The organism is Stenotrophomonas sp. VV52 (assembly GCF_002893095.1).
In the GTDB taxonomy this organism is placed as follows: domain Bacteria; phylum Pseudomonadota; class Gammaproteobacteria; order Xanthomonadales; family Xanthomonadaceae; genus Stenotrophomonas; species Stenotrophomonas aracearum.
The window spans coordinates 141685-167520 of sequence record NZ_PKQQ01000002.1 but is presented as its reverse complement, the minus strand read 5'-3'; the positions used below and the strand labels follow the sequence as shown (position 1 = coordinate 167520).

Genomic DNA, 25836 nt, shown 5'->3' with positions numbered 1-25836 from the left:
TTTGGGGCCGCGACGTCCCTAGGGGCGTCGCGGCAGTTCGTTCAGGGCACTGGTGACGGTCGAGAAAGCACGTAAACCGCGCTGGCCAGGAAAAACACCGCGACCCCCAGCAACAACGGCCACGATGGCCGCGCGCCCCACAGAAACATCACGAACCCGAAGGCCATGCCGCCGGCGGCGAACGCCTTGCCCTTGCGGCTGATCGCGCCCTGCTCGCGCCATGCGCGCAGCGATGGTCCATAGCGCGGGTGCTCCAGCAGCTTTCGTTCGAACTTCGGCGAGCTGCGCGCGAAACAACCCACTGCCAGGATCAGGAAGATCGTGGTCGGCATGACCGGCAGCAGCGCGCCGATCACGCCCAGCGCGACCATCACCCAGCCGAGGCAGAACCAGAGCCAACGCATCAGGGTGCCCGGGGCCTGCGGTCAGCACTCATGCGAATTCCAGCTCGACATGGTCATGCACGCTGCGGAACGCCGCATCGGCGGCGTCGATGACCTGCTGTTCCTGCTCGGCGGTGAGCACCACGGTGTCGAGCGCGGCGGTGAACGCGCGCCAATGACGTGCGGCGCCATCGGGATGGGCGGCCAGGTGGCGGGCGCCGAAGTCGGCGTCCAGGCCGAGCTGGCCGGCCATCTTGTACAGGATGGTGCCGCCCAGGTTGGAGCCTTCGGCCACGTACAACCAGCCCAGCGCGGCCGGCAACGGCAGGTCCGGGCCCAGCCGCATCGGCACCGGGCCAGGCAGGACCTGTTCCAGGTCATGCAGGTCGCGGGTGACCTGGGGCAACCGCCGGCGTTCGGCCAGGTCCGGCAGCAGCGCGTCCAGCGCGGCATTGGCGTACAGCGCGTCGATGTCGCGGTGGAAGCGGTACTGCACGCGCAGGAACCGGGCGAAGCGGTCGCGGTCGGCGAAGATCTCGCCGGCCATGATGCGCTTGTCCAGCGCGCCGTGGCTGTCGCGGGTAGCGGCCTTCAGGCGTTGGCTGCGGGTGGCTTCAAGGGTCTCGGTGGCGTTCATGGCGTTCTGGCAGGAAAAGGTGGCAGTGCCGCGCAGCGCGCGTCACACGGGTAAGACGCCTGCCACGCAGACTACCCCAAGCCGGATTGCCGCGGCAGGCCCGCTCCCCCATTCCGGCGATGCCATCCTCACCCCGGGGTGTTGATAATGGCGCATTCTTCCGCCCCACAAGGATTGCCATGATGGACACCACCGAATCGCGCATGACCAACCTGTTCGAGCAGTTGGGACTGGACTCCAGCAAGGAGGCCATTGCCCGATTCATCCTTGACCATCAGCTGGCAGCCGATGTGACCCTGGCCGAGGCGCCTTTCTGGAGTGACGCGCAGCGGCAGTTCCTGGGCGAAGAGCTGAAGGAAGATGCCGATTGGGCGATCGTGGTCGATGAGTTGAACGAAGCGTTGCACGCGGACGCGACCAAGGCCTGAACGAAAATGGGCGCGGCGAGTGCCGCGCCCATTCGATCAATACCGCCAGGTCACCGCCAGCCGCATGATCCGGCCCGGCGCCGGCATCACGCCCAGCGCCAGCGGATCCAGGTAATAGCGGTCGGTCAGGTTGTCCACGTTGAAGTCGAAGGCCAGCTGCCCGCTGGCCTGCCAGCTGGCGAACACGTCCACCACCGTAGCCGGCTGGTACAACTGCTGGATCGCCGACAAGCCCACGTTCCATTCCTTGTCGAGCTTGCTGATCGGGCCGCTGTTGTGGATCACGCGGGTGCCGAAGCTCAGCCGCTGGTCGAACAGGCGCGAACCCAGGGTCAGGTTGACCGTGTAACGCGGCGGGTTCTGGGTGTTGCTGTAGGAGCCCTCGAAGCCACCGTCCACGCAGTCCGGCGTCGCGGCCAGTTCCGGAATCTTCCGCTGCACGCCATAGGCGCGGCGTTCGGCGGCGATGTCCGGCGCGCAGGTCTTGGCCTCGAAGTAATAGTGCGCCGACAGATCGGCGAATACCTTGCCGGCGTCGTAGCTGGACTGGAACTCCAGGCCCGAGACCTTGAAGCGGTCGATGTTGCGGATGTAGCCGGCCGACAGCGTGCGGTAGTCGCGGGTGATCAGGTCGTCGATGCGGGTGTTGAAGTAGGCCAGCTTGAACGCGGCCTGGTCGCCGTCGGCGAACAGGTCGTGCTTCACCGTGCTGGCCCCCACTTCCCAGGTTGCGGCGCGTTCGGGCTTGAGCTCACCGTCGATCGGCTTGGCCGCCGTGAACAGGCCCAGCGTACTCTCGAACAGGCTCGGCAGCTTCACCCCTTCGGCGTACTTGATGTACAGCAGGGTGTCTTCGTCGGCATGCCAGGTGACGCTGCCGGTGGGCATGAACGCGTGGTCGGTACGGCGGATCGGCTGCGACCAGGTCCAACTGGTGGGTACCCCCAGGTCTTCGGTGGCAGTGACGTCGTGGAAATTCCAGCCGGTGATGTCGGCCACCGTGCCCTTCTTGTACGGCGAGGCCAGCAGCGAGGCTTCGGTGAACTGGCCGTTCGCGTCCGGGTACCAGTTGAGCATCGCGATGCGCTGCGCGCGCCACGCCGGCAGCGCCGGGTTGCCGTTGAGCAGCTGGGTGTAGCGGTACTGGCCGATCACCTCCTCGCCGTCCGGCGTGGCCAGGCGGTTGCGGTCATGGATGCTGACCCGGCTGAAGCGCCCACCGAGCAGCACGTCCCAGCGCTCGCCCGGCTGCCACTTCATCGACGCGACTGCGCTGTATTCCTTCCGCGCCGCGTTGCGCAGGAAGCGGTTGTTGATCAGGTCGTCATGCTTGATCGGCGCGTTCTCGCCCGGGCCCACGTCTTCGTCGCTGAAGGCCAGGCCGTAGTCGAAGGTGAACAGCCCCGCGCTGTCGGTCACCAGCACCGTGGTGTTGGACACGTCCAGGCCGAACCGCTTCTGGGTCATGTCGTTGCGGTAGGCGTCCTTGTAACCCGGATCGGTGTTGAAGGTCGGGCCGTCGTACCACTCGGTGCGGCGGTCGAAGTACCACGGGGTGATGCCGGTCAGGCCGTTGTACATCAGGCTGTCGGCCTCGGTGTACCAGAGGTTGGCCTTGAGGTCGACGATGTCGTTGCCGGGGTTGAAGCGGTAGCGCAGGTTGTAGGCATCCAGGTCGACGCTGCCCGGCTCCCACTGCGGCACGCGGTCGCGGTCCACGCGGATGATCTGCGAGGCCATGATCTCGCCCTGGCGACCGCTGTAATGGCGGTAACCGGCCTCCAGGGTCTGCACATCGTCGATCCGCCAGGTGCCCTTGAGCAGCACCGAGTTGGACTTGGACGAGGTGTTGAACACTTCGGTATTGGGCGGGTTCAACGGCGCCAGGGTGCGCCGGGTCTGCGGGAAGTCGTCGTAGCCGTGCTTGCCCGAGTAGTAGTTGCCGGTGTCGCGCCAGGCGTAGGCGGCGACCAGGTCGAACCGGTCCCAGTGCTTGCCGCCGGCGATGTTGAAGAACTGGCCGCCGAGGCTGTTGCGGTCGGTGCGCGGCACGGCGTTGTAGGCCGGCAGGCCGCGGGCGCTGCCGTTGGACACGCCGCTGCGCACGCGCAGGCCGGCGTCCTGGCCGTCGCGCAGCACGTCGCCGATGTTCAGCGTTTCCATCTCCACCACGCCCCCGATGCCGCCGGACGCGTTGGCGCCAAGGCTGGGGCCCTTGGTCACGGTCAGGCTGGAAATGAGATCCGGGTCCAGATAGGTGCGCTGCGACTGGCCGGCGTAGCCACGGTAGGTGTCCATGGTCGACTGGCCGCCGTCGATGATGACCGGAATGCGGCTCTGGCCCTGGATGCCGCGGATGTTGAGGTCCAGCGCATTGGCGGTGCGCGGATCGCCGGCGGTGACGCCAACCACGCCCTTGACGATGTCGGCGGTGGAGGTGCCGCGAAAGCGTTCGATGGTCGCACGCGGGACATACACGCTGGAGCCGCTGCTGCGGTACACCTCCAGTGCGCGTTCGTTGTCGCCGCCCTCTGCGCTGGACTGGTCGCCGGCCACGCGCAGGGTGTCGGTGACGATCACGCCATCGGCGCGTTGGCCGCGCGTGGCACGTTCAAGGCTGACCGCACCCGGGCCGAGCACGCGCGGGGCCAGCCCGCTGCCGTCCAGCAGCTGCGCCAGCGCGCGCTGCGCATCCAGCGTGCCGCGCACCGCCGTGGAGGTGGCACCTTCAGCCAGCGCCGCCGGATACGCCACTTGGACACCGGACTGGCGCATGTAGCTGCGCAGTGCATCGGCCAGCGGCTGCGCCGGAATGTCGAACGACTGCACGGCGGAGAGTGCGGCGCTGTCGGCGGACTGGGCCAGCGCCGGCGCTGCGGGTGCAGCGGCCAGGCCGCACGCCAGCAAGGCGATGCACAGGCGGGACGGGCGCGGCAACGCGCGCGGTCGGGAGTTGGAAAGCATGTTGAAACCTGTAGGTAGGGCGATGCCGTGCAGACGGCGTCCCCGCAGGGACTGCGGGCGCTGCGAAGTACGTGGCGGCGGCGGGTACGTTCGGGGGTAAGACGCGTGCGGGGCGTACATCCCCAAGATCGATTTCAGTGCGCCGCTTCGCGGCTCACTATCGCCACGCCCAGCGGCAGGCGGGTGACGCGCAGGCCGGCCGACATCGCGAGCGCGTCCAGCGCCTGCTCGGGCTGGTCGACGCGCAGCGCGGCGTTGACCGGCGACAACGCCGACAGGTCCCCGCGCACGAAGGTCGGCCCGGCGCGATACCGCGCGATCTGGTCGACCGCCGCGCCCACCGGCACCGCATCCAGCAGCAGCTCGCCCTCGCGCCATGCTGCGATCCGGTCCGGCGCGAGGTCGGCATGGCGCAGCACCTGCCCGCCACGCGCGAAGCCGGCGCGTTGCCCGGCCAGCAGATAGGTCCAGCCGCTTTCCGGCGTCGCCGCCACGCGGATCTGTCCCTGCGACACTTCGGCGTCCACGCCGTGTCCGGTATCGGCCACCGCGAAGGCCGTGGCGATGTCTTCCACTACCCCACCCTGCGCGCGGACCCGGAAAGGCTGCGCGTGCCCGGGCGCGACTTCGAACCAGGCGCGGCCGCGCAGCAGGCGGATGCCGCGCTCGCTGTCGTCGTAGTCCACGGCGATCGCCGAGTCGGCATCGAGCACCGCGCGGCTGCCGTCGGGCAATGCCAGTGTCACCACTTCGCTGCCGCTGCGGTGGTCGGCGCGCAGGCGCAGCCACGCGTCCGGCGACACCCACAGCAGGGCGAGCACCGCTGCTGCCGCCAGCGCGATGCGCGGCGCGCGCCTGCGGGGTGCACGGTGGGCGCGCACCGGGGGCTGCGCCACCGCCTGCCACAGCTGCCGTTCGTATTCGAACGCGCGGCGGTGGCCGGGTTGCTTCAACCACTTCTCGAAGGCCTGCATGCGCTCGGGTTCGACCGCGCCGGACGCCAGCCACGCGATCCACGCCTGCGCCTGTTCGGCAAGCAGGTCGGGCGAGTCGGGTTGGGTCCGGTGGTCGGGCAGGTTCTGCGGGCTCATTGGCTGGCAAGGGGTGCGGTGGCAGCGCCGTTACCATCAAGACGTGTGGGAACGGCACTTCCCCAAGCCCGTGCGCCTTACCGCCCGCTGCGCGCCCAGGCGAGCCGCTGCAACGCGGCCCGCACATGGTTTTCCACGGTGGTGACCGACACGCCACGGCGCCGGGCAATCTCCGCCTGGGTCAGCCCCTGCAACCGGTTGAGGCGGAAGATCGTGCGGGTCGGTTCGGGAAGATGGTCGGCGGCGGCCAGCACGCGCTGCAGCTCGTCCTGGGCCATGGCCTGTTCTTCCGTGGACAGCACTTCATCCGGCCCCCACAGGTAGTGGTCGGCCAACAGCCGCGCCTGGCGGCTGCGTTTCCGGCCCTGGTCGGTGGCCAGGTTGGTGGTCAGACGGTACAGATAGGCCCGCGGGTTGTCGATGGCCACGCTGCCATCGACGCCGCGGGCCTTGAACCAGATGGCCTGGATCACATCTTCAGCGCTGCTGTCGCTGCCCAGTATCCGGCGCACCAGGCGCAGCAGCGCCGGGCGTTCGCGGATCAGCAGCTCGGTGAGGGTCGAGGCATTGGACGACATGGGCGCGGCATCTTACCCTCCAAATGAGAATGAGTCACGTTAAGCCCGTGGACGCCGCACCACGCGAAGTTTGCCGCTGCGCCCGCCGCCGGCATAGAACAGGCCGGCACCGTCGGCTTCCAGGCCACTCACGTGCTGGCCTTCGGGCATCTCCAGCCGCTCCAGCACCTCGCCGCTGGCGGGGTCCACGCGGCGGATGTCGCTGCGCTCGCCGTCGTCGGTGCCATGCCAGAGCTCACCGTCGACCCAGGTCACGCCGGTGACGAAGCGATCCGATTCGATCGTGCGGATCACGCGCCCGTTGTCGGGGTCGATCTGATGGATGCGACGGTCGCGGTACTGCCCAACCCAGAGACTGCCGTCGGCCCAGGCCATGCCCGAGTCGTTGCCGCCGCCGGGAGCAGGAATGGAGCCCAGTACCTTGCCGGTCTGCGGGTCGATCCGGTCGATCCGGGCTTCGGCGATCTGGTACAGATGCGTGCCGTCGAAGGCAGTACCGGCGTCGCAGGGCACCGGCAGCGAACGCACGGTCTGGCCGGTGTCCGGATCGATCGCGAGCAGGGCCGCGCCGGTGGCGGCCCAGACGTGGCGGCCGTCGAAACTGACCCCATGCACGGCGTCGGCGCCGGCAAACGGGCCGAATTCGCGGGTGACTTCAGCAGTTGCAGTGTTCATTTCAGCATCTCCTGGCACGTCGGAAGGGGTGCCTGGCCATGACACTAGTCGCCTGGCAGCGAGGCAGGGAGTAACAAGATCGTCGTGAATCCGGCCAGCGGCGTGCCCAGCCAGCGCTGCGCGCGCCCGCGCCCATGGCTGCGCACCGCGCCTTCGGCTTCCAGCGCTGCCAGTTCGCGCTGCACGGTGCGCTGGCTTGCGCCCACCGCCAGCGCCAGTGCCGAGGTGGACCAGGCCGCGCCGTCGGCCAGCAGCGCTTCCAGTGCCGCCGGCTCGCCATCGCGCGGGGGCACCAGCACGGCCACGTCGATACCGGCCGGTGCGCGCAACCGGTATCCGGTGTCGGTTGCCTCGATCTCCAGCAGACCCTGCACCGCTGCGCGAACCCGCCCGATGTCCACGCGCAGGCGCGCGCGATGGGTGTGGTCACCGGCATGGGTCCGGAACACCTCTGCAATCAACAGATCGCGATCCACGTCGCCCGGCCAGGCCTGGCCGAGCGCACGCAGCAACCCGAACAGCAGCGGGCGGCGCGCCAGCGAGCGCCACTGCCCCGACTGCCAGACGCCCCGACGACAACCGTCGATCACGCACGCAGGCGACGCGAGCAGGCGTTGCACGGCGGCCAGGTCCAGCGGCGTTGCGGCGCCTTCTCCCAGCCTGCGTGCTGCGGGCTGCACCAGTTGTCCGCTCGCGTGCGCCACTTCGGCCTGCAGCGCCGCGATGCCGGATGCCTGGGCCGCATCGGCGGCCAGCAGCAACGCGGCCTCTGCCTGCGGCACCTGCAGCGCACAGGCCGCCAACGCGGCCTCGGTCAATGCGGCCATTGCCGCGAGCGCCGGTGCCTGCGCGCGTGCGCGCACCTGCGCCAGGGCAGTGACCGCTTCCTGCGGGCGTCCCAGCAGCAGTGCGCGGCGTGCCAGGATCAACCACGCCTGCTGTGCGTTGTGCGGGTCACCGCGCGTCTGCAGGGCAAGTGCGGCAGCCAGCAATGGCGTGCTGGACCCGGCGAGGTCGCGCAGCGCCAGCGCCACTTCGGCCTCGGCCACGACACAGCGGGCCCGTGCCAGCACTTCATCGCGACCAAAGCCACGCTGCGCCTGGCGCAGCAGTTCGCGGGCCCGCTCCAGTTCGCCCAGCTGCGCCATGGCCACGCCACGCAGGGCAAGCGCGGGTGGGTCGCCGCGCAGGGACACGTGCCCCAGCGCGGTGAGCACATCACCGGCGGCAAGGGCACGGGCGGCAGCGGTAAGCAGTGAATCCATGCGTGCAGGCTAGCGCAGGCACTCGGCCAGTGCGTCGAACAGCGTCTTTCCGGTGCCCGGCAGCGACTGGAACAGCGGCTGTGGCCCGTCGAGCGACGCCAGCAGCGCCCCCACCGAGGTCCGTGCACCGAGCGGGAAGCGGCACAGCCAGGTCGGCTGTCGGTGCAGCAGTGCGCCGCTGACGGGATCGACCTCCACCTCACTGGCGGCAAACGCCCAGCCACACGCATTCACCCTGCCGCTGGCCCGCTCGACCGAGCAGCGCAGCTTCATCGGCGCGTAGTCGGTGAACTCGCCTTCGCAGAACGTATCCGGGCAGACGTCGTCGAAGGCATCTTCCAGCCGGTGGCGCAGGTCACGGAACGCCGCCCAGTTCGCCTGCGGCGTGGGGTAGTCGACCAGGTCGACGTGCAACGGCGCGGCAAAGGGCGCGGGCGGCGCCGGCGCCTGCGCGGCCGGCAGCATGGCCAGCGCAGCGGCCAGCACGGGAATGTGGACCAACGGCAGAAAGGCGGTCATGGCAGTTCTCCTTGGCGGCGGATCAGGACAGGCAGCGGCGCAGCACGTCGAACAGCGACACCTGGCCGCCGGGCAGGCGGTTGAACAGGTAGCCGGAGCTGTTCGGTTGCAGCGTGGTCATGTGGGCAAGGAAGTCTTCGGCCGACAGCGCGTACGGAAGCGGCAGCGGGCAGTACCACTGGCTCAGCTCGGTACGCACCGCGCCGGTGCCCGGGTGCACCCAGGTCTGGCTGGCCACCACCGCATAGCGGCAGGTGTGGATGCGGTCCTGGCGGGTGTCGACCACGCAGTCCAGGCGCAGCGGACGGTAGTTGCCGATACGCCCGGCACAGAACGCGTCCGGGCAGGCGTCGGTGAACTCGTCGGCCAGCCAGCGGTCGAGCTCCCGGTAGGCGGTGTCGTCGGGCGTCTCGCCGGGCGCGAGACGCTCGGCCAGGTCGATGTAACGCGGCGGGCCGGCCAGCCCCTGGGCCGACACGGCCGACGACAGGGCCAGCAGGGCGAGGGACAGCGGCAGCAGATGGCGGAAACACGCGGTGCGCAGGGTCATGGTGGGGCTCCGTGGAAGGAGCTCCACGGTGCGCCGGCGCGGGCGCCGGGAGGATCAGGCGGGTTCGTGGGCGAGGGTCGGCCCATGCCGCAACGAAGGGTCGGCCACACCCCCACCTGCACGGCGGCCGGCAAAGGCATAAAATGGGAGGTCTTATCGCGCCATCCCCCCTCTCGGAGCACACCATGGGTCTGGAACTCGTCTCGCCCGGCAAGAACCCGCCGGAAGAAATCAACGTCATCATCGAGATCCCGAAGGACTCGGAACCGGTCAAGTACGAAGTGGACAAGGAAACCGGCGCGATCTTCGTCGACCGCATCCTCTCCACCCCGATGCGCTACCCGTGCAACTACGGCTACGTGCCGAGCACCCTGTGCGGCGACGGCGACCCGGCCGACGTGCTGGTGGTGCTGCCGCTGCCGCTGATCCCCGGTTCGGTGGTGCGCTGCCGTCCGGTCGGCGTGCTGAAGATGAGCGACGAAGCCGGCAGCGATGAAAAGATCCTGGCCGTGCCGGTGTCCAAGGTATTCAGCGGCTACGCGCACGTGGAAGACATCGAGCAGGTGTCCAGCCACTGGCTGGAGCGCATCGGCCACTTCTTCGAACACTACAAGGACCTGGAGAAGGGCAAGTGGGTCAAGCTGGATGGCTGGGGCGGCGCCGCCGAAGCCAAGCAGATCCTGGTCGAAGCGCACCAGCGCTATCTGTCCAGCGCCAGCTGAGACTGAATGAGCACCGCTCCGGCGCCTGCCGCCGGAGCGACGCCCATCACGTTTTTACGCTGTGGCACATCACAGTTTGTGCCGGATTGGGTACATTGCGACTTCTACACCGTCCACGGTGAGGTTCACCGTGGTCACCCAGGGGATTGTGTCGTGCGTATTCTGTTAGTTGGGGACGAAGCCAGCCTGTCGGCTGAGCTGTTGGATTTCATTGCCGATCTTGGGGAAGAATGGCAGCCGTTGACCGCCGCCGATGGCCAGACGGCCATGAGCATCGTGTCGGCCTCGCCGGTCGATGCGGTCATTGCCTGCCCCACCCTGCCCGATCTCACCGCGACCACGCTGCTGGGCCAGATCCGGACGCTGCGTCCGGAAACGATCCGCATCGCGCTGGTTGAAGCGCCGCAGGGCAACCGGCCGCCGCCGGCGCGCCTGATCGGCGTGGCCCATCGGTTCCTGCCGCTGCCGCTGGCGCCGGAAGTGCTGCTTGAAGCACTGACCAGCCTGGAAGAGCTGCGCGAGCTGCTCGACAGCGAACGCCTGCGCAGCGCCATCGGGCGCATCGAAAAACTGCCGTCGCCGCCGCACCTGTACCTGAGCCTGACCCAGGCGCTGGAGCACGACGACGACACCGATACCGCCGACGTGGCCAAGCTGGTTTCGGCCGACCCGGCGATTGCGGCCAAGGTGCTGCAGTTGTCCAACTCGGCGTTCTTCAACAGCGGGCGGACCATTTCCGACCTGCGCAGCGCGGTGACCCGACTGGGCCTGGCCACGCTGCGTGACCTGGTGCTGGCCAGTGAAGTGTTCTCGGCTTCGGCGCTGTCCGGTGCCGAGCGCAATGCGCTGCAGCAGCGCGCGCTGCTGGCCTCGCGGCTGGCGGCCAAGCTGCTGCCGGAATCCAGTGCCGAACTGGGCGCCACTGCAGCGCTGCTGGCCGACATCGGCCTGCTGCTGCCGGGCGTGCGCAACGAACGCACCGAGCCGGCCAGCGATGCCGACCCGCGCCCGGGCCACAGCGAAGCCGGTGCGTACCTGCTGGGCCTGTGGGGCCTGCCGATGCCGATCATCGAAGCGGTGGCGTTCCATCTGCAGCCGCAGCGGTCGAACACGCGCAGCTTCTGGGTGACCGGTGCGGTGCACGTGGCGCTGGCGCTGGTCAACGGCGAGCCGGTGGACGAGGAGTACCTGCAGCGTGCGGGCGTGCTGGGCAAGTTGCCGCAGTGGCGCGACCATGCCAACGGATTGATGGGGTTGGCGACCGCCGACGCTTGATGATGGAATGCGTGGAGCCGGGCAGAGCCCGGCTCTACCGGGAGGAACCGACCATTTGAGGTCGGTTTTTTTTTGCCCGGCGTTCGGGCAAAGAAAGAGGGCGGGCCTTGCGGCCCGCCCTCCTCTTATTGCACCAGTGGTTCGATGGATCAGAACTTCTGGGTGTACTTCATGTACAGGAAGCGACCGATGTCGAAGCCGCCGTAGTAGGCGAAGCTCGAGTTCGGCGCCGAGTACATCAGCGGACCCTTGTGGTCGAACACGTTGTTCGCGCCCAGGGCGATGGTGGCATCCCACGGCGCCTTCCAGCTGACCTGCAGGTCGTGGAAGGTGTTGGAGCCGGTCTTGCGCAGCGGATCCGCTTCGCCGTTGGCCATATGGTCCGGGGCATTGCACCAGAACTCGCCGGTGTCGATGCAGCCTTCCTTCATGCCCGAGTAGTAGCGCGCGGTGTAGTTCACACCGAAATCGCCGTACTGCCAGTTCACGCCCAGGTTCGAACGCACGCGGAACAGGCCGGCTTCACCGACGCGACCGATCATGATGTTGTCGCCGGCAGCGTTCTGGCCCTGCTCGTCGTACTTGGAGGTGTAGCTGGTCTGCCAGTCGATGTTGAACTGACCGATGGCCAGCTCCGGCAGGCGGTACTTGATGCCCAGGTCGTAACCTTCGGTTTCCATCATGCCGAGGTTGGCAGTGCCATAGGTGATGGCGCTGACGTGGCCGTCGTCGGCACGGACGATGCTGTCGCAACGGCCGCTGTTGCCGAGCACGTAGCAGTCACGCAGGATGCGGTCGACGCTGTCAGCAATGATCATGTTGCTGATTTCGTAGCGGTACCAGTCCAGCGAGACGTCCAGGCCCTGCACCCAACGCGGGCTCCAGACCAGACCCATGGTCTTGCTCTTGGAGGTTTCCGGCGACAGGTTCGGGTTGGCACCCGAGATGAACTGGTCACCCGACTGGCACGGCAGGGTCGAGCACGGACGGTTGCCCTGGCCCAGCTGCACGTAGTCGGCCGGCACGCCAGCGGCAGAGCAGGCGGCATTGCCGGCAACGCTGCCCGGCGCGGTGGTGCCGCACGGGTCGATGTACGACTCGAAGCTCGAGCTCAGGCCACCGTACAGGTCGCTGATGGTCGGAGCACGGAAGCCCTCGGCGTAGGTGCCGCGGACCAGCAGCTCGTCCATCGGACGCCAGGTCAGGCCGAACTTGCTGTTGGTGGTGCCACCGAAGTTGCTGTAGTCCGAGTAACGGCTGGCAACGTTCAGGGTCAGTTCCTTGGCGAACGCCATGTCGGCCAGGATCGGCACGTTCAGTTCGAGGTAGACCTCGTTCAGATCGTACTCACCCTGGGTCGGCTTCTGGCCCAGGCCGGTGGACATGCCCGACTGTGCGAAGGCGTCCGGCACGTAGCTGCCTTCTTCCTTGCGGTGCTCCACGCCCACGGCGAAGCCGAGGTCGCCGGCCGGCAGGGTCACGATGGAACCGGCCAGGTTGGCGGTGAAGCTGGTGGTCTTGGTTTCGCCACGGGTGGTGTAGGTCGGGAACAGGAAGCTCTGCAGTTCCGGATCAGCCAGCGAACCCTGGCCTGCAACGCCGTACGGCAGCAGCGGGTTCCACGGGCGGCAGTCACCCAGCGCGACCGGGTTGGCAGCGGTACCGCACTGCGCGATGCCCTGGCCGTTGATGAACGACGGGCCCAGCGCCTGCTCGGCGGCGATCAGGCTCATGTCGCCGTAGTTCGACTTGACCGACTCGTTGCGGTTCCACAGCGCGCCGACGTCCCAATCGAAGGTCTTGCCGGCCAGCTCGAAGTAGCCGCTGACGGTCGGGGCGAAGCGCAGGGTCTTCAGCTGGCTGTCGGTGGTGCGCGGCACTTCCCACAGGCGGCGACGGAAGTCGACGTTCTGGCCAACCGGGTTGAACGCGCTGGCGGCGGTCAGCGGGGTGCCGAACGAGGACGACTGGTACGGGTAACCGGCGATCTGCTGGAACGTCTTGCGCTCGTTGTAGAGCACGTCGGTGTTCAGGCTGATGGTGTCGGTGAAGTCGTAGGTGCCGTTGACGTACAGCGACTTGCGCTCAACGCCGGTCAGCAGGGTCATCTGCTGGTTGGAGTTGGCGTACTCGGCCGGGGTCAGCTCGTGGTAGTCGGCCGGGTTGTTCGGGTTGCCACCCTGGTTCAGGGTCTGCCACACGGCGGTCTTGGAGGTGCGCGAGCAGTCGTACACCAGCGGGTTGCACCAGCTGCCGTTCTGGCTGATCGGGCTCCAGTCTTCCGGGGTCGACAGCGGGCCCAGGCCGCCATCGCGGCTGTACCAGCGGTCCTTCGCCCAGACCGGATCCTGCTTGTTGTACTCAGCCGACAGGGTCAGGCTGCCGCGCTCGCCGGTAGCACCGAGGGTCATCGAGTACTGCTGGGTGTCGCCGTCGCCGTTGTCGTACTGGCCGACATAGACCTGGGCTTCGCCGCCGTCGAAGTTCTTGCGGGTGATCACGTTGACCACGCCGGCAATGGCGTCGGAACCGTAGATGGACGACGCGCCGTCCTTCAGGATTTCGATGCGCTCAACGGCCGACATCGGGATCTGGCTCAGATCCTGCAGGCCAGCGGTGGTGGCGCCGAGGCGCTTGCCGTTCATCAGCACCAGGGTGCGCTCGGCGCCCAGGTTGCGGATGTCGACGTAGTAACCGCCCACGTTCTCGCCGGAAGCCAGCGATTCCGAACGCGAGATGGCCGGCGAACCGGCCGAGGTCAGGTTGTTCAGCACGTCAGCGACGCTCGAGAAGCCCTGCTTTTCCAGGGATTCGCGGGTCATCGTCAGGATCGGCTGCTGGGTCTCCATGTTGGCGCCGCGAATGCGCGAGCCGGTGACCGAGATGCGATCGAGGTCAGTGGTGCCGGAGGCTGCTTCCTGTGCCGAAGCGAAGCTCGGCACGAGCGCCAGCGCAATGCCGGCCGGCAGAAGACCCAGCCGCACTGCGGGAGTACGAAAATTCATCAATCTCTCCAAGGTACGTTAGTAGCGTGTTAAACCGCCTCGGAAAGTTACGATTGCGTTACCGTTAATTATTTGCGCGATGCCACCGGACTGTTTGCCGACTTTGGCGGAAGCGATCCACCGGTCTGGCGGAAGCCCGACGCAGACTGGCCATAACGGGCGCGGAACGCACGCGCGAAGCTGCAGCAGTTGTCGAAACCACTGGCCGCTGCGACTTCACCGATCATCATGTCGGTGTCGCGCAGCAGGTCCGCCGCGCGTTCCAGGCGAAGACGCGCCGACAGCGACTGCGGGCTTTCTTCATACAGGCTCTGGAAGGTCTTGGACAGGTACCAGCTGGAGAAGTTGGTCAGTTCGGCCAGTTCGCCGATGCGCACCACGCGGTGGCTGTTGCCTTCCAGGTACAGGCGCGCGCGCTGCATGCGCCCGAACACCTGGCGCTTGCGGATGCGCGAACGACCGGGGCAACGCTGTACGCCGGTGGCCATGCCACGCTGCATCGCCGCCAGGTGCAGCAGTACCGGACGCAGGGCCTGCGCCGGTTGGCCAGTGGCCAGTACGTCGCGCCACAGGCGCAGGGCCACCCGCACTTCGCTGCGCGACATGCTGCCGCGCCCGGCGTACAGGCTGCAATCGGCCAGTTCGCCCAGTGCGCGCAGCGCGTCCGGGGTCAGGCTCAGGCCGATGCACAGGCCATCACGGCCTGCCTGGATCATCGGCTTGGACTCTTTCTCGAATGCAATCCATTCGCGCTGGCGCAGGCGGAAGCGGCCTTCCTTGGATTCGACCCAGGCGCTGCCCCGCAGCTGCATCCACACGGTGAACGTGGTGCCGGCCGTCTGCAGGCTGCCCAGCCGGGCAACACCGAGACAGGTCGGCAGCGGACCGTCGTCGACGATCTTGTCCAGGGAAAGCGATTGGCCGCGATCGGCCAGGGAAAGCTGACGCATGACGTACACCGGGGTTTGCCGTAACAGGGCTCCCGTTTTGCCAAATCAGGTCAACGCGGTCAGGAAGATTCGACGAGATTGATCCGAATTCGTCACGATGCCATCACGAAGAAAATACGACGACTACTTTCCTTTCCAGAACAACAGGTTGGGCGCAGCCGAGAACACCGGGCGCGGTGGTTCGGGCAGCGTCATCACGCCTATATCGGCGCCATCGGCAACCGCCAGGGCCAGGTACAGGGCACTGCCGTCGGGCTGCGCGCTGAAGCCGTTGCCGGCGCTGAGGCGATCTGCATCCAGGCACACTTCTTCGCCATTGGAAGGCGCATTGATGCGCGCGAACACGGTGGAGCAGTCGGCACGGCTGGACAGGTAATCCAGGCTGCCGTCGCGTGCGACCGCCCAGGTGCGGTAGCGCCAGCGCGACGGGCGGTCTTCGCTCACCTGCTGCACGCTGGCCGGATCCAGCTGCAGGTTGGCCGACCACAGGCCACCGGCGGACAAGCGGGTGAACAGCACGCGCTGATGGGCCGGATCCAGCCGCGCCTGGGACACGCCGTCCACGCTGCCGAGCAGCTTCCACGGTGTTGCGCGGCGGTCGAACAGCGACAACCGCATGCGTTCGTCGTGATCGCGTTCGACCACCAGGATGTGGTCGTTGTCGCCGGCGTACAGCGCCTGCAACGGTTGCGCCACCGGTACCGGCAACGCCACGATCTGCTCGTCGCGCGGTGAGACTTCGTAGATCACCGGCTGTGCCTGCGCGTCGCGGCCGGAGACCAGCAGGTGCCGGCTGTCGGGCGACCAGTCCGCCGACTGGCGGGTTTCCGGGCGCAGCCCTTCCACCGGACGCAGCGACTCCGGCCGGCCCAGGTCGGCCCACCACAGGCCGTAATTGCCGGAGCGATCGGAGGTGAACACCAACTGCTGGCCATCGGGCGCCAGCATCGGCTGGCCATCGCGGCCGTTGGACGGGAACAGGCGCTCGGGGGTGCCGGGGCGCCCGTCCCTGACCGGCACGCGGAACAGGCCGAACTGCGCCTTGCGGTGCACGAAGGCCAACATGTTGTTGTGTCGCGACAATGCCGGCGACTGCGCATCGTCCAGGCCGACATCGCGCAGCGTGCGCGTTTCGGTGTCCAGTTCGTACAGGCGCGCTTCGCTGTCGACACGGCGGCCGAACACGATGTGGCGGCTGTCGCCGCGCCAGGCCCAGCCGCGGATCTCGGCCGAATCGCTGGTGAGCTGTTCGGGTTCGCCGCCGGTGGCGGGCAGGCGCCACAGGTCGCCGATCTGCGGGTTGCGCACGAACACGATCCAGCGCCCATCGGGCGAGAACCGCGGCGCATAGTCGAAACTGTCCTCGGCAGCCGGGTAGTCGACCGGGGTCCAGGCGCCGCTGGCGATGTCCAGCACGCGGATGCCCCGGTGCGCATGGCGACCGGACAACGAACCGAACACCAGACCGCGCCCATCCGGGGTCCAGTCGAAGCTGAGCAGCTCGGTACCGTCGCAGCGCGTGACATGGCGGATCGCACCACCGGTCGCGCTGGCGATCAGCACTTCGCAGCTGGCCTCCGGCCCGAAGCGCGCAAAGGCAATGTCGCGGCCGTTCGGCGACCAGTTCGGGAACCGGTCGGAATGCCCGGCCGGGGTGTCGGTGAGCAGGCGTGCCGGTGCATTGCCCGAGGTCTGCACCTTGATCGCGCTGCCGCCGCCGCTGGCATCGTCGGCTTCGTAGGCGACCTGCGACCCATCCGGCGACACCGTGGGATAGGTTTCAAAGCCCGCCGTGGCGGTGATCAGCCGGTACGGGCGCTGCGGGCTGCCGACCACGCGGCTGCCGTCTTCCAGCACGCCGTTGGGCGTGGGTGCACCGGCCGGGCGTTGCAGCAGCAGCGCGGTCAGCACCAGCAGCGCCACCGCCATGGCCAGGCCGATCGCCAGGAACACGTAGCGGCGGGTACGCCGCCAGCGGCTGCGAGGGCGCGGCGCGGGCGCGGGCGTAGGGGCGGCAAACACCGCGGCCAGCGCGTCGCGCTCGTCTTCACCGGGCGCGCTGTCGACGTCGGGCAGCGGTTCGGCCAGCACCGACACCGGCTGCAGCAGCCTGTATCCGGTCTTGGCGATGGTTTCGATATAGGCGGTGCCGGCCTCGTCGTCGCGCGAGAAGGCTTTTCGCAACTGGGTGATGGCTTGGGTCAGCACATCGTTGGTGGGCAGCGTGTCCGGCCAGACCTCGGCGAACAGGTCGTCGCGGGTGACCACCGCCCCGGGCACGCGCATCAGCACCTTGAGCACACCCAGCGCTTTGGGCGTCAAGCGCCGCGGACGGCGCGCGCCGTCCACCACCACTTCACGCGACGACAGCGTGATGGTGCATTCGCCGATCCGGATGCGGTCGGCAGCGGGTGTCTCACTCTCTATGACGTTCATTCCGGTACTGCTGCGACAACTGAACAACTGGAACGCAGCGACCGAACCGCCAGATTCCGCACATGGCATCAGCGCAAAGCGCAAAAACACTGAGGCGCGCGAATACTAGCCTAAGCAGGTTAAACGGCGCCTGTGCGTCGGGAAGACATCAGGCCCTCTCTCGCCGACGAATCCATACAATTTGCTGCACTATTCGCGCCTTCGGGCGCGTTTTTTTTATCTGCGATTCAGCAAATTTTTATTGTTGATTCAGCTTCGTGCATTCCGAATCATGGTCAGGCCCACCAGACGCGATACCACCAGCGCGACGTACATCACGCCGGCGAACTGTTCGAGCATCACCAGCGCACGCGCCTGCGGGTGGATGGGCACCACATCGCTGAGGCCAACGCCGGACAGCAAGCTGAAGCTCAGATAAAGCAGTTCCATCCAGGTGCGAAGCTCGTTCTCGCTGGTCGCTACGAAGCTGCCCGGGTACCACTGCTGGCAGACCGCGAAGGCGAAGGCGAACGCCCACGCCAGCAGGGTGAAGGTGGCCCCCGCGGCGAACAGCTCGTCGCGGGTGACCTTGTGGTCCTGCAGCATGTAGGCAATCAGGCTGCCAGCCGTATAGAAGTACAGCAGGCATTCGAGCAGCTGCGCGGTGGTGACCAGCGCCGGGCGCCCGAGCAACGCGCCGGCGATGGAAAACACCACCGAGGGAATGGCCAGCACCAGTGCCAGCCACATCCCCAGCGGGCTGCGCCGCACCACCCAGATCGCCAAGCCCAGCACGGCGATGCCGAACGCACCGAACAGTGCGCGACCGGCCCCGGACTCGTCCATGGCGGGGTACATCAGCACGCCCAGCAACTGCACGCCCAGCAGCCAGGCCGACGGATGCCGGCGGGCAATGGCCAGCCACTTGGTGGTGCGTGCAATCGCCATCGTCCGTCCCCGGTCCCCAGTGTGGTGCCCGGAGCTTAGCTCACTCCTGCCGATAGACCTGTGCACCCTGTGCACGGAACTGGCTGGACTTCTCGGCCATGCCGGCGGCCAGCGCGTCCTGTTCGTCCAGCCCCTGCCCGGCTGCATAGTCGCGCACGTCCTGGGTGATCTTCATCGAACAGAAGTGCGGCCCGCACATCGAACAGAAATGGGCCAGCTTGTGCGCGTCCTTGGGCAGGGTCTCGTCATGGAATTCACGGGCCTTCTCCGGGTCCAGGCCGAGGTGGAACTGGTCTTCCCAGCGGAACTCGAAGCGCGCCTTGCTCAGCGCGTTGTCGCGCACCTGCGCGCCGGGGTGGCCCTTGGCCAGGTCGGCGGCATGCGCGGCAATGCGGTAGGCCATGATGCCGTCGCGTACGTCCTGGCGGTTGGGCAGCCCGAGGTGCTCCTTGGGGGTGACGTAGCAGAGCATCGCGGTGCCATACCAGCCGATCATCGCCGCACCGATCGCGCTGGTGATGTGGTCGTAACCCGGCGCGATGTCGGTGGTGAGTGGCCCCAGTGTGTAGAACGGTGCCTCCCCACACTCGTGCAGCTGCTTGTCCATGTTCTCCTTGATGAGCTGCATGGGCACGTGGCCGGGCCCTTCGATCATGGTCTGCACGTCGTGCTTCCAGGCGATCTTCGTGAGTTCGCCCAGCGCTTCGAGTTCACCGAACTGCGCCGCGTCGTTGGCGTCGGCAATGCAGCCCGGGCGCAGGCCATCGCCAAGCGAGAAGGTCACGTCGTAGGCCTTCATGATTTCGCAGATCTCTTCGAAATGCGTGTACAGGAAGTTCTCGCGGTGGTGCGCCAGGCACCACTTGGCCATGATCGAGCCCCCGCGCGAGACGATGCCGGTAACCCGCTTCGCGGTGAGCGGCACATGGCGCAGCAGCACGCCGGCGTGGATGGTGAAGTAGTCCACGCCCTGTTCGGCTTGTTCGACCAAGGTGTCGCGGAAGATCTCCCAGGTCAGTTCCTCGGCACGGCCGTCGACTTTCTCCAGCGCCTGGTAGATCGGCACGGTACCGATCGCCACCGGCGAGTTGCGCAGGATCCATTCGCGGGTTTCATGGATGTGCCTGCCGGTGGACAGGTCCATCACGGTGTCGCCGCCCCAGCGGATCGCCCAGACCAGCTTTTCCACTTCCTCGGCGATGCCCGAGGACACCGCGCTGTTGCCGATGTTGGCGTTGATCTTGGTGAGGAAGTTGCGGCCGATGATCATCGGTTCGCTTTCAGGGTGGTTGATGTTGTTGGGCAGCACCGCACGCCCGCGCGCGATTTCCGAGCGGACGAATTCGGGGGTAATCACGGCGGGAATGGCCGCGCCGAACGACTGCCCGGGGTGCTGGGCCAACAGCGCCTTGTCGCGCACCTGCTCCAGCCGCTGGCTCTCGCGGAGAGCGACGAATTCCATTTCCGGGGTAATGATGCCGCGCCGCGCGTAGTGCATCTGGGTGACGTTGGCGCCGGCCAGCGCGCGGCGTGGCTGCAGGCGCGAGGGGAAGCGCACGGCGTCCAGGCGGGCGTCGGTTTCGCGTGAGCGTCCGAAGGCAGAGCTCAGGTGCGGCAGCAGTTCGGTGTCGCCGCGTTCGGCCACCCAGCCGGCACGCAGGGCCGGCAGGCCGATGGAGAGATCGATGCGCGCCTCCGGGTCGGTGTACGGGCCGGAGGTGTCATAGACGGTCAGCGGGGCGTTTTCCTCGCCCCCGAACAGCGTGGGGGTACGGGTCAGCGCGATTTCGCGCATCGGCACCTGCAGGTCGCTGCGCGAGCCGGGTACGTGGATCTTGCGCGAGCCGGGGATCGGCCGGGTAACCGAAGCGGAGAGTTGCTGGGCCTGCTGCTGCAGGCTGGAAGTTTGTGCGTTCACGACATCGTCCTGGGTACTCGCCCGCACGGGGTGTGCGGAACGGGGACGAAGCGGCGGCGCACGGCAGTCGCAGGGCGCACGGGTCCCGCGCGGCATGCAGCTGCTGTAGCGAAGCTTCCCTACGCCGGTATCAACCGGATCAGGTTCGATGGGACTGTCTCAACCGTGGCCCCAGGGCCGCGGTACCCCCGCTTCGGGGCGGATTAGAGCACAGCCCGGCCCGAACGTGAACACGGGTGTCATCCGGGCTTGGCTAGACTCTCCGGCATGGTCTTCAGAATCTCCATCGCGCTGGTCCTGCTGCTGGTGCTGGCCGCCGGCGTTGCCCCGGACGCATTCAATGACATCGTCCGCGGCGGACTGGTCCACATCGTCCGCGGTGCGGGGTGGCTGTACCTGCTGGTGGTGTTCATCACCCTCTCCTTCCTGCTCTACCTCGCCTTTGGCCGGCTGGGCAGCCTGCGCATCGGCGGCGAAGACGCCGAGCCGGAGTTCTCCAACGCCAGCTGGATGGCGATGCTGTTCGCGGCGGGCATGGGCATCGGCCTGGTGTTCTGGGGCGCGGCCGAGCCGGTCTCGCACTTCATCACGCCGCCCGAAGGCCTGCCGCCGCAGAGCATGGAAGCGGCGCGCGCGGCGATGCGATACGTATTCTTCCACTGGGGCCTGCACCCGTGGGCCATCTACGCCCTGATCGGCCTGGCGATGGCGTGGTTCCAGTTCAACCGCAACGGGCGGGGCCAGATCAGCGACCTGCTGCAACCGCTGATCGGTGCACACCATCGCGGCTGGATGGGCACGGTGGTGGACGTGGCGGCGGTAGTGGCCACTGCGATCGGTGTCGCGACCACGCTGGGCTTCGGCACGATCCAGATTGCCGCCGGCCTGGAGCGGGTGTTCGGCATCCACTCGGACGTGCCCACGCAGTTGACCATCATCGCCGTCGCCTTCGTGTTGTACATGGCGTCCACCACCAGCGGCGTGCAGCGCGGGATCAAGTGGCTGTCCAACATCAACCTGGGACTGGCCGCACTGCTGCTGGCACTGGTGCTGGTGCTCGGGCCCACCGGTTTCATCTTCGACACCTTCACCACGACGCTGGGCGGTTACCTCAACCAGCTGGTCACGATGAGCCTGCGCATGTCGCCGTTCTCGGGCAGCACCTGGGTGGCGGACTGGACGATCTTCTACTGGGCGTGGTGGATCGCGTGGGCACCGTTCGTGGGCTCGTTCATTGCCCGTGTTTCGCGCGGCCGTACCATCCGCGAATTCGTGCTCGGCGTGGTGATCGCGCCCACCGTGCTCGGCTTCCTGTGGTTCTCGGTGTTTGGCGGCACCGCGTTGTGGTCGCAGATCTTTGGTCATGTCGACCTCGCCCAGGCGCTGGGCAACGGCTACGAGACCGTGCTGTTCACCATGTTCGACAGCCTGCCGATGCCGGGTGTGCTGTCGGTGATCGCGCTGTTGCTGCTGATGATCTTCTTCGTCACCTCGGCCGACTCGGCGGTGCTGGTGCTGGCGAGCATGTCCACCGACCAGGCCGGCGACCCGCCGCTGGCGCGGCGCATCACCTGGGGCGTGGCGATCGCGCTGATTGCCGCCGTACTGTTGCTGGCCGGCGGGCTGGATGCGTTGCAGGGCATGATCACCATTGCGGCCCTGCCCTTCGCGCTGTTGATGCTGGCGGTGATCGTATCGCTGTATCGCGTGCTGGATACCGAATACCAGTTGCAGCGCCGGCGCGCCCAGCGCGCGCGGCGCATGATGGATGCCTGGATAGAACGCGAAATTGCCGCGCAGGAAGAGACGCGCGATGAGGCGTCTCGCGCGGATACCTAATAACGCAGGAGCAGCGTTTCAGTTGCTACGTGCAGGGGCGGCCGCCGGGCAGCCCCGCTCCGGGATAACACGTGCCTGCGGCCCGCGTTATCCGCGCATTCCACCTTAACCCTGCGCCTTCGGCGCGCCCCCTTCAACAAGAAGGGGGCTTTTCTCCAGAGAGATCTGCCCCGCCTGCGAGAGAAGACACGCATGGCGTGTCCCTACGCGGGGGTCTGACGGCGCAGTGGGGTTTCCCTTGGCCACCTGCCAACTATCGGAGGGTCGGCGGGGGTGGGTTTGAGGGGGCACGAGCCGCATGGATGCGGCGATGAGCCTACATGGATGTATTTACGGCGTCCCCCACAAATCCGCACCCGACGGCCCTGACCAGGGAAACCTTGCGGACGTCGGCTGTTCGCCTGAATCCAACAGCGGCCGGGCAGAGCCCGGCTCTACGGATCTTCTGTGAGCCGACGTTCTCAGTACCCTGCAGCCTGCCCATCCTTGCGGCTTTCCGAAGCGCCGTAGTACACACCGGTTTCCGGGTCGCGCATGATCGCCTGGTAGCCGCCGTAGGGGCCGTCAGCGAAGGTGACGCGGTGCCCCTTGCGCATCAGCGCGCGCACGGTTTCATACGGGTAACCCGTTTCCAGGTTGACTTCGCCACCATCGCTCATCGCCGTCGCCTGACCGGTCGGTTCGGTCGAGCCCTCGTGCTGGATGCGCGGCGCATCGCCCGCCTCCTGCAGGTTCATTCCGAAGTCCACCATGTTCATCACGATCTGCGCATGGCCCTGCGGCTGCATCGCACCGCCCATCACCCCGAAACTCATGTACGGCTTCCCGTCCTTGGTCACGAAGCCCGGAATGATCGTCTGGAACGGACGCTTGCCCGGCGCATAGCCGTTCGGATGATCCTTGCGCAGCACGAACATCTCACCGCGATCCTGCAGGATGAAGCCCAGCCCCGGCGGCGCCATGCCGCTGCCCATGCCCCGGTAGTTGGACTGGATCAACGACACCATCATCCCGTCCGCGTCCGCCACCGTCATGTAGATCGTGTCGCCCTCCTCCAGCTGCTTCGGCGTGCCCGGCTGCACCTCGCGCAGCGCCTTGTCCATCGAAATCAGCTTTCGCCGCTCCGCCGCATACTCCTTCGACACCAGCTTCTGCACCGGCGCCGGCTGGAACGCCGGGTCCGTGTAGAAGCGCGCCCGGTCCGCAAACGCCAGCTTCTTCGCCTCCACGAACAGGTGCACATGCTCCGGCGACCCGAATGGAATCTTCGAGAAATCGTAGCCCTCCAGCACGTTCAGGATCTGCAGCGCCGCGATGCCCTGGCTGTTCGGCGGCAGCTCCCACACGTCATAACCCCGGTAATTGCTGCTCACCGGCTCCACCCACTCACCGTGGTGGCTCGCCATGTCCTCATAGCTCAGGTAGCCACCGTTCGCCTTGAAGTACGTACCGATCGTGCGCGCGATGTCGCCCTTGTAGAACGCATCGCGCCCGCCCGTTGCAATCTGCTCCAGCGTGTTTGCCAGGTTCGGGTTCTTCCACAGCTCGCCCTTGCGCGGCGCATGCCCGTTGATCGTGAACTGCTCCTTGAAGCCCGGGTACTGCGACAGCTTCGGCACCGAACGGTCCCAGTAGTACGCGATCACCTCCGCCACCGGATGGCCCTCGCGCGCATAGCGGATCGCCGGCGCCAGGTTGTCCGCCATCGGCTTGCGGCCGAACTTGTCATGCAGCGCGAACCAGCCATCCACCGCACCCGGCACCGATACCGGCAGCGGCCCCGTCGCCGGAATGTCCTTCAACCCGCGGCGCTGGAACTCCGCCAGCGTCAGCGACTTCGGCGACCGGCCCGAGCCGTTGTAGCCGTACAGCTTCTGCGTCTTCGGATCCCACACGATTGCGAACAGGTCTCCGCCCACCCCATTGCCGGTCGGCTCCATCAAGCCCAGCGCCGCATTGGCCGCGATCGCCGCGTCCACCGCCGAACCGCCGCCCTTCATCACCTCCAGCGCGATCTGCGTGGCCAGCGGCTGCGACGTGGCCGCCATCGCGTGCGGCGCGATCACCTCCGAACGGGTCGCGAAGTCCCGCCCGGTCACCCGGTCGGCAGCGGAAGAGAACAGCGGCAGCGCGCACAGCAGCGCAGTGGCCAGTACGGCACGGGCAAGGGGTCGGGACACGGCTGGGGATTCCAGGAAGTGAGATAACCCACCGATGGTCGCCGCAGCGGCCGCATTCGCACATCCGACAATGGTCATGCACGACACACGCTCAAGCCGATATTCCGCGCGGAAACCCCGCTTCAATACTTGAACCCGGGTTCACCGGAACGCTTTCACCCGCAACCATCCTTGTGCGACAGGGCTTTGCGCTGGATACAGGCGAAACTGTTGGAAATCGCCTTTCCACGGTTGACAGCGGCAAAACCTCTGTGGTTTTCTCGATCACATGTTGCAGCGCCACACGCCCATTGACGAATCCATCGAGCACGCCGGACCCGGCGCGGCCTCGATCCGTTCGCTTCTTGTCCTCGTACTTATTACCCAACCAACAGGTGCGGGACGGACCGGCGTGTAAGCAGAACTGCCAGGTATCCATCGAAACCCGCACCCACCCAGGTGCGGGTTTTTTCGTTTCAGAACCCTTCGATTCTTCTTCCTTCCGCTACATCTTCCAGAGGACCTCCCCCATGAGCACCAACGACCTGCCCCAGATCAAGATCGCTGTTGTCGGCTATGGCAGCCAGGGCCGCGCCCACGCCCTGAACCTGCGTGAATCCGGATTCGATGTCGTCATCGGCCTGCGTCCGGGCGGCCCGACCGAGGTCAAGGCGCAGGCGGACGGCTTCACCGTGAAGGCCCCGGCCGAGGCCGTCAAGGACGCCGACCTGGTCGCCGTACTGACCCCGGACATGGTGCAGAAGAAGCTCTACGAAGACGTACTGGCACCGAACATGAAACAGGGCGCGGTGCTGCTGTTCGCGCACGGCCTGAACGTGCACTTCAACATGATCGCCCCGCGCGACGACCTGGACGTGGTGCTGGTCGCGCCCAAGGGCCCGGGCGCGCTGGTCCGCCGCGAATACGAAATCGGCCGTGGCGTGCCGTGCATCTGGGCGGTCTACCAGGACCGCAGCGGCAAGGCCGCCGAGTACGCGCTGGCCTATGCCGCTGGCCTGGGCGGCGCGCGCGCCAACCTGATCCAGACCACCTTCAAGGAAGAAACCGAAACCGACCTTTTCGGTGAGCAGGCGGTGCTGTGCGGCGGCGCCTCGGCGCTGGTCCAGGCCGGTTTCGAAACGCTGGTGGAAGCCGGTTACCAGCCGGAAATCGCCTACTACGAAGTGCTGCACGAACTGAAGCTGATCGTGGACCTGTTCTACGAAGGCGGCATCACCCGCATGCTGGAGTTCATCTCCGAAACCGCGCAGTACGGCGACTACGTGAGCGGCCCGCGGGTGATCGACGCCGGCACCAAGGAGCGCATGAAGGCCGTGCTGACCGACATCCAGGACGGCACCTTCACCAAGAACTGGGTGGCCGAATACGAAGCGGGCCTGCCGAACTACAACAAGTTCAAGCAGGCCGACCTGGAACATCCGATCGAGAAGGTAGGCAAGGAACTGCGCGCCAAGATGGTCTGGTTGCAAAGTCAAGCCGCGTAACCGCGCGGCT

The 25836-nt window shown here is 67.1% G+C and carries 20 protein-coding genes and 1 riboswitch; of the genes, 5 read left to right on the top strand and 15 right to left on the bottom strand.

The features are described from left to right. Positions 1–41: 41 nt before the first annotated feature. Together C2U58_RS06755 and C2U58_RS06750 are read right to left on the bottom strand one after the other, a co-directional pair. Positions 42–404, bottom strand: a complete 363-nt coding sequence (locus C2U58_RS06755; RefSeq protein WP_070207309.1) for a YbaN family protein — start codon at positions 402–404, stop codon at positions 42–44. 28 nt (positions 405–432) lie between these two features. Beyond that, positions 433–1020 carry a biliverdin-producing heme oxygenase gene (locus C2U58_RS06750; protein ID WP_102945138.1) on the bottom strand — a complete coding sequence of 196 codons (588 nt, stop codon included), beginning with the start codon at positions 1018–1020 and terminating at the stop codon, positions 433–435. A gap of 182 nt (positions 1021–1202) precedes the next feature. Between C2U58_RS06750 and C2U58_RS06745 the strand changes: the two genes are divergently transcribed. Next, positions 1203–1448 carry a DUF2789 domain-containing protein gene (locus C2U58_RS06745; protein WP_102945448.1) on the top strand — a complete coding sequence of 82 codons (246 nt, stop codon included), beginning with the start codon at positions 1203–1205 and terminating at the stop codon, positions 1446–1448. 36 nt (positions 1449–1484) lie between these two features. On the opposite strand, the gene C2U58_RS06740 is transcribed toward C2U58_RS06745, so the two are convergent. The 7 genes from C2U58_RS06740 to C2U58_RS06710 all read right to left on the bottom strand — a co-directional run bounded on the left by C2U58_RS06740 (position 1485) and on the right by C2U58_RS06710 (position 9090). Further along, positions 1485–4412, bottom strand: coding sequence for a TonB-dependent receptor (locus C2U58_RS06740; RefSeq protein ID WP_102945137.1), 2928 nt, complete (start codon positions 4410–4412; stop codon positions 1485–1487). 134 nt (positions 4413–4546) lie between these two features. Further along, positions 4547–5503 carry a FecR domain-containing protein gene (locus tag C2U58_RS06735; protein ID WP_102945136.1) on the bottom strand — a complete coding sequence of 319 codons (957 nt, stop codon included), beginning with the start codon at positions 5501–5503 and terminating at the stop codon, positions 4547–4549. Between the two features lie 77 nt (positions 5504–5580). Beyond that, positions 5581–6081 (bottom strand): RNA polymerase sigma factor, encoded by a 501-nt coding sequence (locus C2U58_RS06730; protein ID WP_102945135.1) that lies wholly within the window; start codon positions 6079–6081, stop codon positions 5581–5583. 39 nt (positions 6082–6120) lie between these two features. Further along, a complete protein-coding gene (locus C2U58_RS06725) occupies positions 6121–6756 on the bottom strand; it encodes a glutamine cyclotransferase (protein ID WP_102945134.1) in 636 nt (211 codons plus the stop codon). Between the two features lie 44 nt (positions 6757–6800). Further along, positions 6801–8021 (bottom strand): helix-turn-helix domain-containing protein, encoded by a 1221-nt coding sequence (locus C2U58_RS06720; protein WP_102945133.1) that lies wholly within the window; start codon positions 8019–8021, stop codon positions 6801–6803. Positions 8022–8030: 9 nt separating this feature from the next. Further along, positions 8031–8540, bottom strand: coding sequence for a hypothetical protein (locus C2U58_RS06715; RefSeq protein WP_102945132.1), 510 nt, complete (start codon positions 8538–8540; stop codon positions 8031–8033). A 22-nt stretch (positions 8541–8562) separates the two neighbouring features. After that, positions 8563–9090, bottom strand: coding sequence for a hypothetical protein (locus C2U58_RS06710; RefSeq protein WP_102945131.1), 528 nt, complete (start codon positions 9088–9090; stop codon positions 8563–8565). Between the two features lie 185 nt (positions 9091–9275). Here C2U58_RS06710 and ppa point away from each other — a divergent pair, with 185 nt between their 5' ends. Continuing rightward, positions 9276–9812: an inorganic diphosphatase gene (gene ppa, locus C2U58_RS06705; RefSeq protein WP_070207300.1), complete on the top strand. Its 537-nt coding sequence runs from the start codon at positions 9276–9278 to the stop codon at positions 9810–9812. Between the two features lie 153 nt (positions 9813–9965). After that, on the top strand, positions 9966–11087 hold the full coding sequence (locus tag C2U58_RS06700) for an HDOD domain-containing protein (protein ID WP_070207299.1): 1122 nt from the start codon (positions 9966–9968) through the stop codon (positions 11085–11087). A gap of 149 nt (positions 11088–11236) precedes the next feature. Here C2U58_RS06700 and C2U58_RS06695 read toward each other — a convergent pair whose 3' ends face one another. The 5 genes from C2U58_RS06695 to thiC form a co-directional block, all read right to left on the bottom strand. After that, positions 11237–14092, bottom strand: a complete 2856-nt coding sequence (locus tag C2U58_RS06695; protein ID WP_102945130.1) for a TonB-dependent receptor — start codon at positions 14090–14092, stop codon at positions 11237–11239. Between the two features lie 68 nt (positions 14093–14160). Further along, positions 14161–15042, bottom strand: a complete 882-nt coding sequence (locus tag C2U58_RS06690) for a helix-turn-helix transcriptional regulator (RefSeq protein WP_102945447.1) — start codon at positions 15040–15042, stop codon at positions 14161–14163. A 123-nt stretch (positions 15043–15165) separates the two neighbouring features. Continuing rightward, positions 15166–17478 (bottom strand): winged helix-turn-helix domain-containing protein, encoded by a 2313-nt coding sequence (locus C2U58_RS06685; protein WP_102945129.1) that lies wholly within the window; start codon positions 17476–17478, stop codon positions 15166–15168. Between the two features lie 249 nt (positions 17479–17727). After that, positions 17728–18405: an ion channel gene (locus C2U58_RS06680; RefSeq protein ID WP_102945128.1), complete on the bottom strand. Its 678-nt coding sequence runs from the start codon at positions 18403–18405 to the stop codon at positions 17728–17730. Positions 18406–18445: 40 nt separating this feature from the next. Next, complete coding sequence (gene thiC / locus C2U58_RS06675; RefSeq protein ID WP_102945446.1) at positions 18446–20323, bottom strand: phosphomethylpyrimidine synthase ThiC; 1878 nt, start codon at positions 20321–20323, stop codon at positions 18446–18448. 98 nt (positions 20324–20421) lie between these two features. Beyond that, a riboswitch (TPP riboswitch) is annotated at positions 20422–20523 on the bottom strand. A 67-nt stretch (positions 20524–20590) separates the two neighbouring features. Here thiC and C2U58_RS06670 point away from each other — a divergent pair. Beyond that, complete coding sequence (locus C2U58_RS06670; RefSeq protein WP_102945127.1) at positions 20591–22162, top strand: BCCT family transporter; 1572 nt, start codon at positions 20591–20593, stop codon at positions 22160–22162. A 461-nt stretch (positions 22163–22623) separates the two neighbouring features. Here C2U58_RS06670 and ggt read toward each other — a convergent pair whose 3' ends face one another. Further along, on the bottom strand, positions 22624–24342 hold the full coding sequence (gene ggt, locus C2U58_RS06665; protein ID WP_102945126.1) for a gamma-glutamyltransferase: 1719 nt from the start codon (positions 24340–24342) through the stop codon (positions 22624–22626). 509 nt (positions 24343–24851) lie between these two features. On the opposite strand from ggt, the gene ilvC reads away from it, so the two are divergent. Continuing rightward, positions 24852–25826: a ketol-acid reductoisomerase gene (ilvC, locus tag C2U58_RS06660; protein WP_102945125.1), complete on the top strand. Its 975-nt coding sequence runs from the start codon at positions 24852–24854 to the stop codon at positions 25824–25826. Positions 25827–25836 lie beyond the last annotated feature (10 nt).

What these genes read in the sequence shown, in the direction of transcription:
- C2U58_RS06755 (WP_070207309.1), bottom strand. Translation starts at nt 404, where the DNA reads ATGCGTTGGCTCTGGTTCTGCCTCGGCTGGGTGATGGTCGCGCTGGGC.
- C2U58_RS06750 (WP_102945138.1), bottom strand. Translation starts at nt 1,020, where the DNA reads ATGAACGCCACCGAGACCCTTGAAGCCACCCGCAGCCAACGCCTGAAG.
- C2U58_RS06745 (WP_102945448.1), top strand. Translation starts at nt 1,203, where the DNA reads ATGGACACCACCGAATCGCGCATGACCAACCTGTTCGAGCAGTTGGGA.
- C2U58_RS06740 (WP_102945137.1), bottom strand. Translation starts at nt 4,412, where the DNA reads ATGCTTTCCAACTCCCGACCGCGCGCGTTGCCGCGCCCGTCCCGCCTG.
- C2U58_RS06735 (WP_102945136.1), bottom strand. Translation starts at nt 5,503, where the DNA reads ATGAGCCCGCAGAACCTGCCCGACCACCGGACCCAACCCGACTCGCCC.
- C2U58_RS06730 (WP_102945135.1), bottom strand. Translation starts at nt 6,081, where the DNA reads ATGTCGTCCAATGCCTCGACCCTCACCGAGCTGCTGATCCGCGAACGC.
- C2U58_RS06725 (WP_102945134.1), bottom strand. Translation starts at nt 6,756, where the DNA reads ATGAACACTGCAACTGCTGAAGTCACCCGCGAATTCGGCCCGTTTGCC.
- C2U58_RS06720 (WP_102945133.1), bottom strand. Translation starts at nt 8,021, where the DNA reads ATGGATTCACTGCTTACCGCTGCCGCCCGTGCCCTTGCCGCCGGTGAT.
- C2U58_RS06715 (WP_102945132.1), bottom strand. Translation starts at nt 8,540, where the DNA reads ATGACCGCCTTTCTGCCGTTGGTCCACATTCCCGTGCTGGCCGCTGCG.
- C2U58_RS06710 (WP_102945131.1), bottom strand. Translation starts at nt 9,090, where the DNA reads ATGACCCTGCGCACCGCGTGTTTCCGCCATCTGCTGCCGCTGTCCCTC.
- ppa (WP_070207300.1), top strand. Translation starts at nt 9,276, where the DNA reads ATGGGTCTGGAACTCGTCTCGCCCGGCAAGAACCCGCCGGAAGAAATC.
- C2U58_RS06695 (WP_102945130.1), bottom strand. Translation starts at nt 14,092, where the DNA reads ATGAATTTTCGTACTCCCGCAGTGCGGCTGGGTCTTCTGCCGGCCGGC.
- C2U58_RS06690 (WP_102945447.1), bottom strand. Translation starts at nt 15,042, where the DNA reads ATGCGTCAGCTTTCCCTGGCCGATCGCGGCCAATCGCTTTCCCTGGAC.
- C2U58_RS06685 (WP_102945129.1), bottom strand. Translation starts at nt 17,478, where the DNA reads ATGAACGTCATAGAGAGTGAGACACCCGCTGCCGACCGCATCCGGATC.
- C2U58_RS06680 (WP_102945128.1), bottom strand. Translation starts at nt 18,405, where the DNA reads ATGGCGATTGCACGCACCACCAAGTGGCTGGCCATTGCCCGCCGGCAT.
- C2U58_RS06670 (WP_102945127.1), top strand. Translation starts at nt 20,591, where the DNA reads ATGGTCTTCAGAATCTCCATCGCGCTGGTCCTGCTGCTGGTGCTGGCC.
- ilvC (WP_102945125.1), top strand. Translation starts at nt 24,852, where the DNA reads ATGAGCACCAACGACCTGCCCCAGATCAAGATCGCTGTTGTCGGCTAT.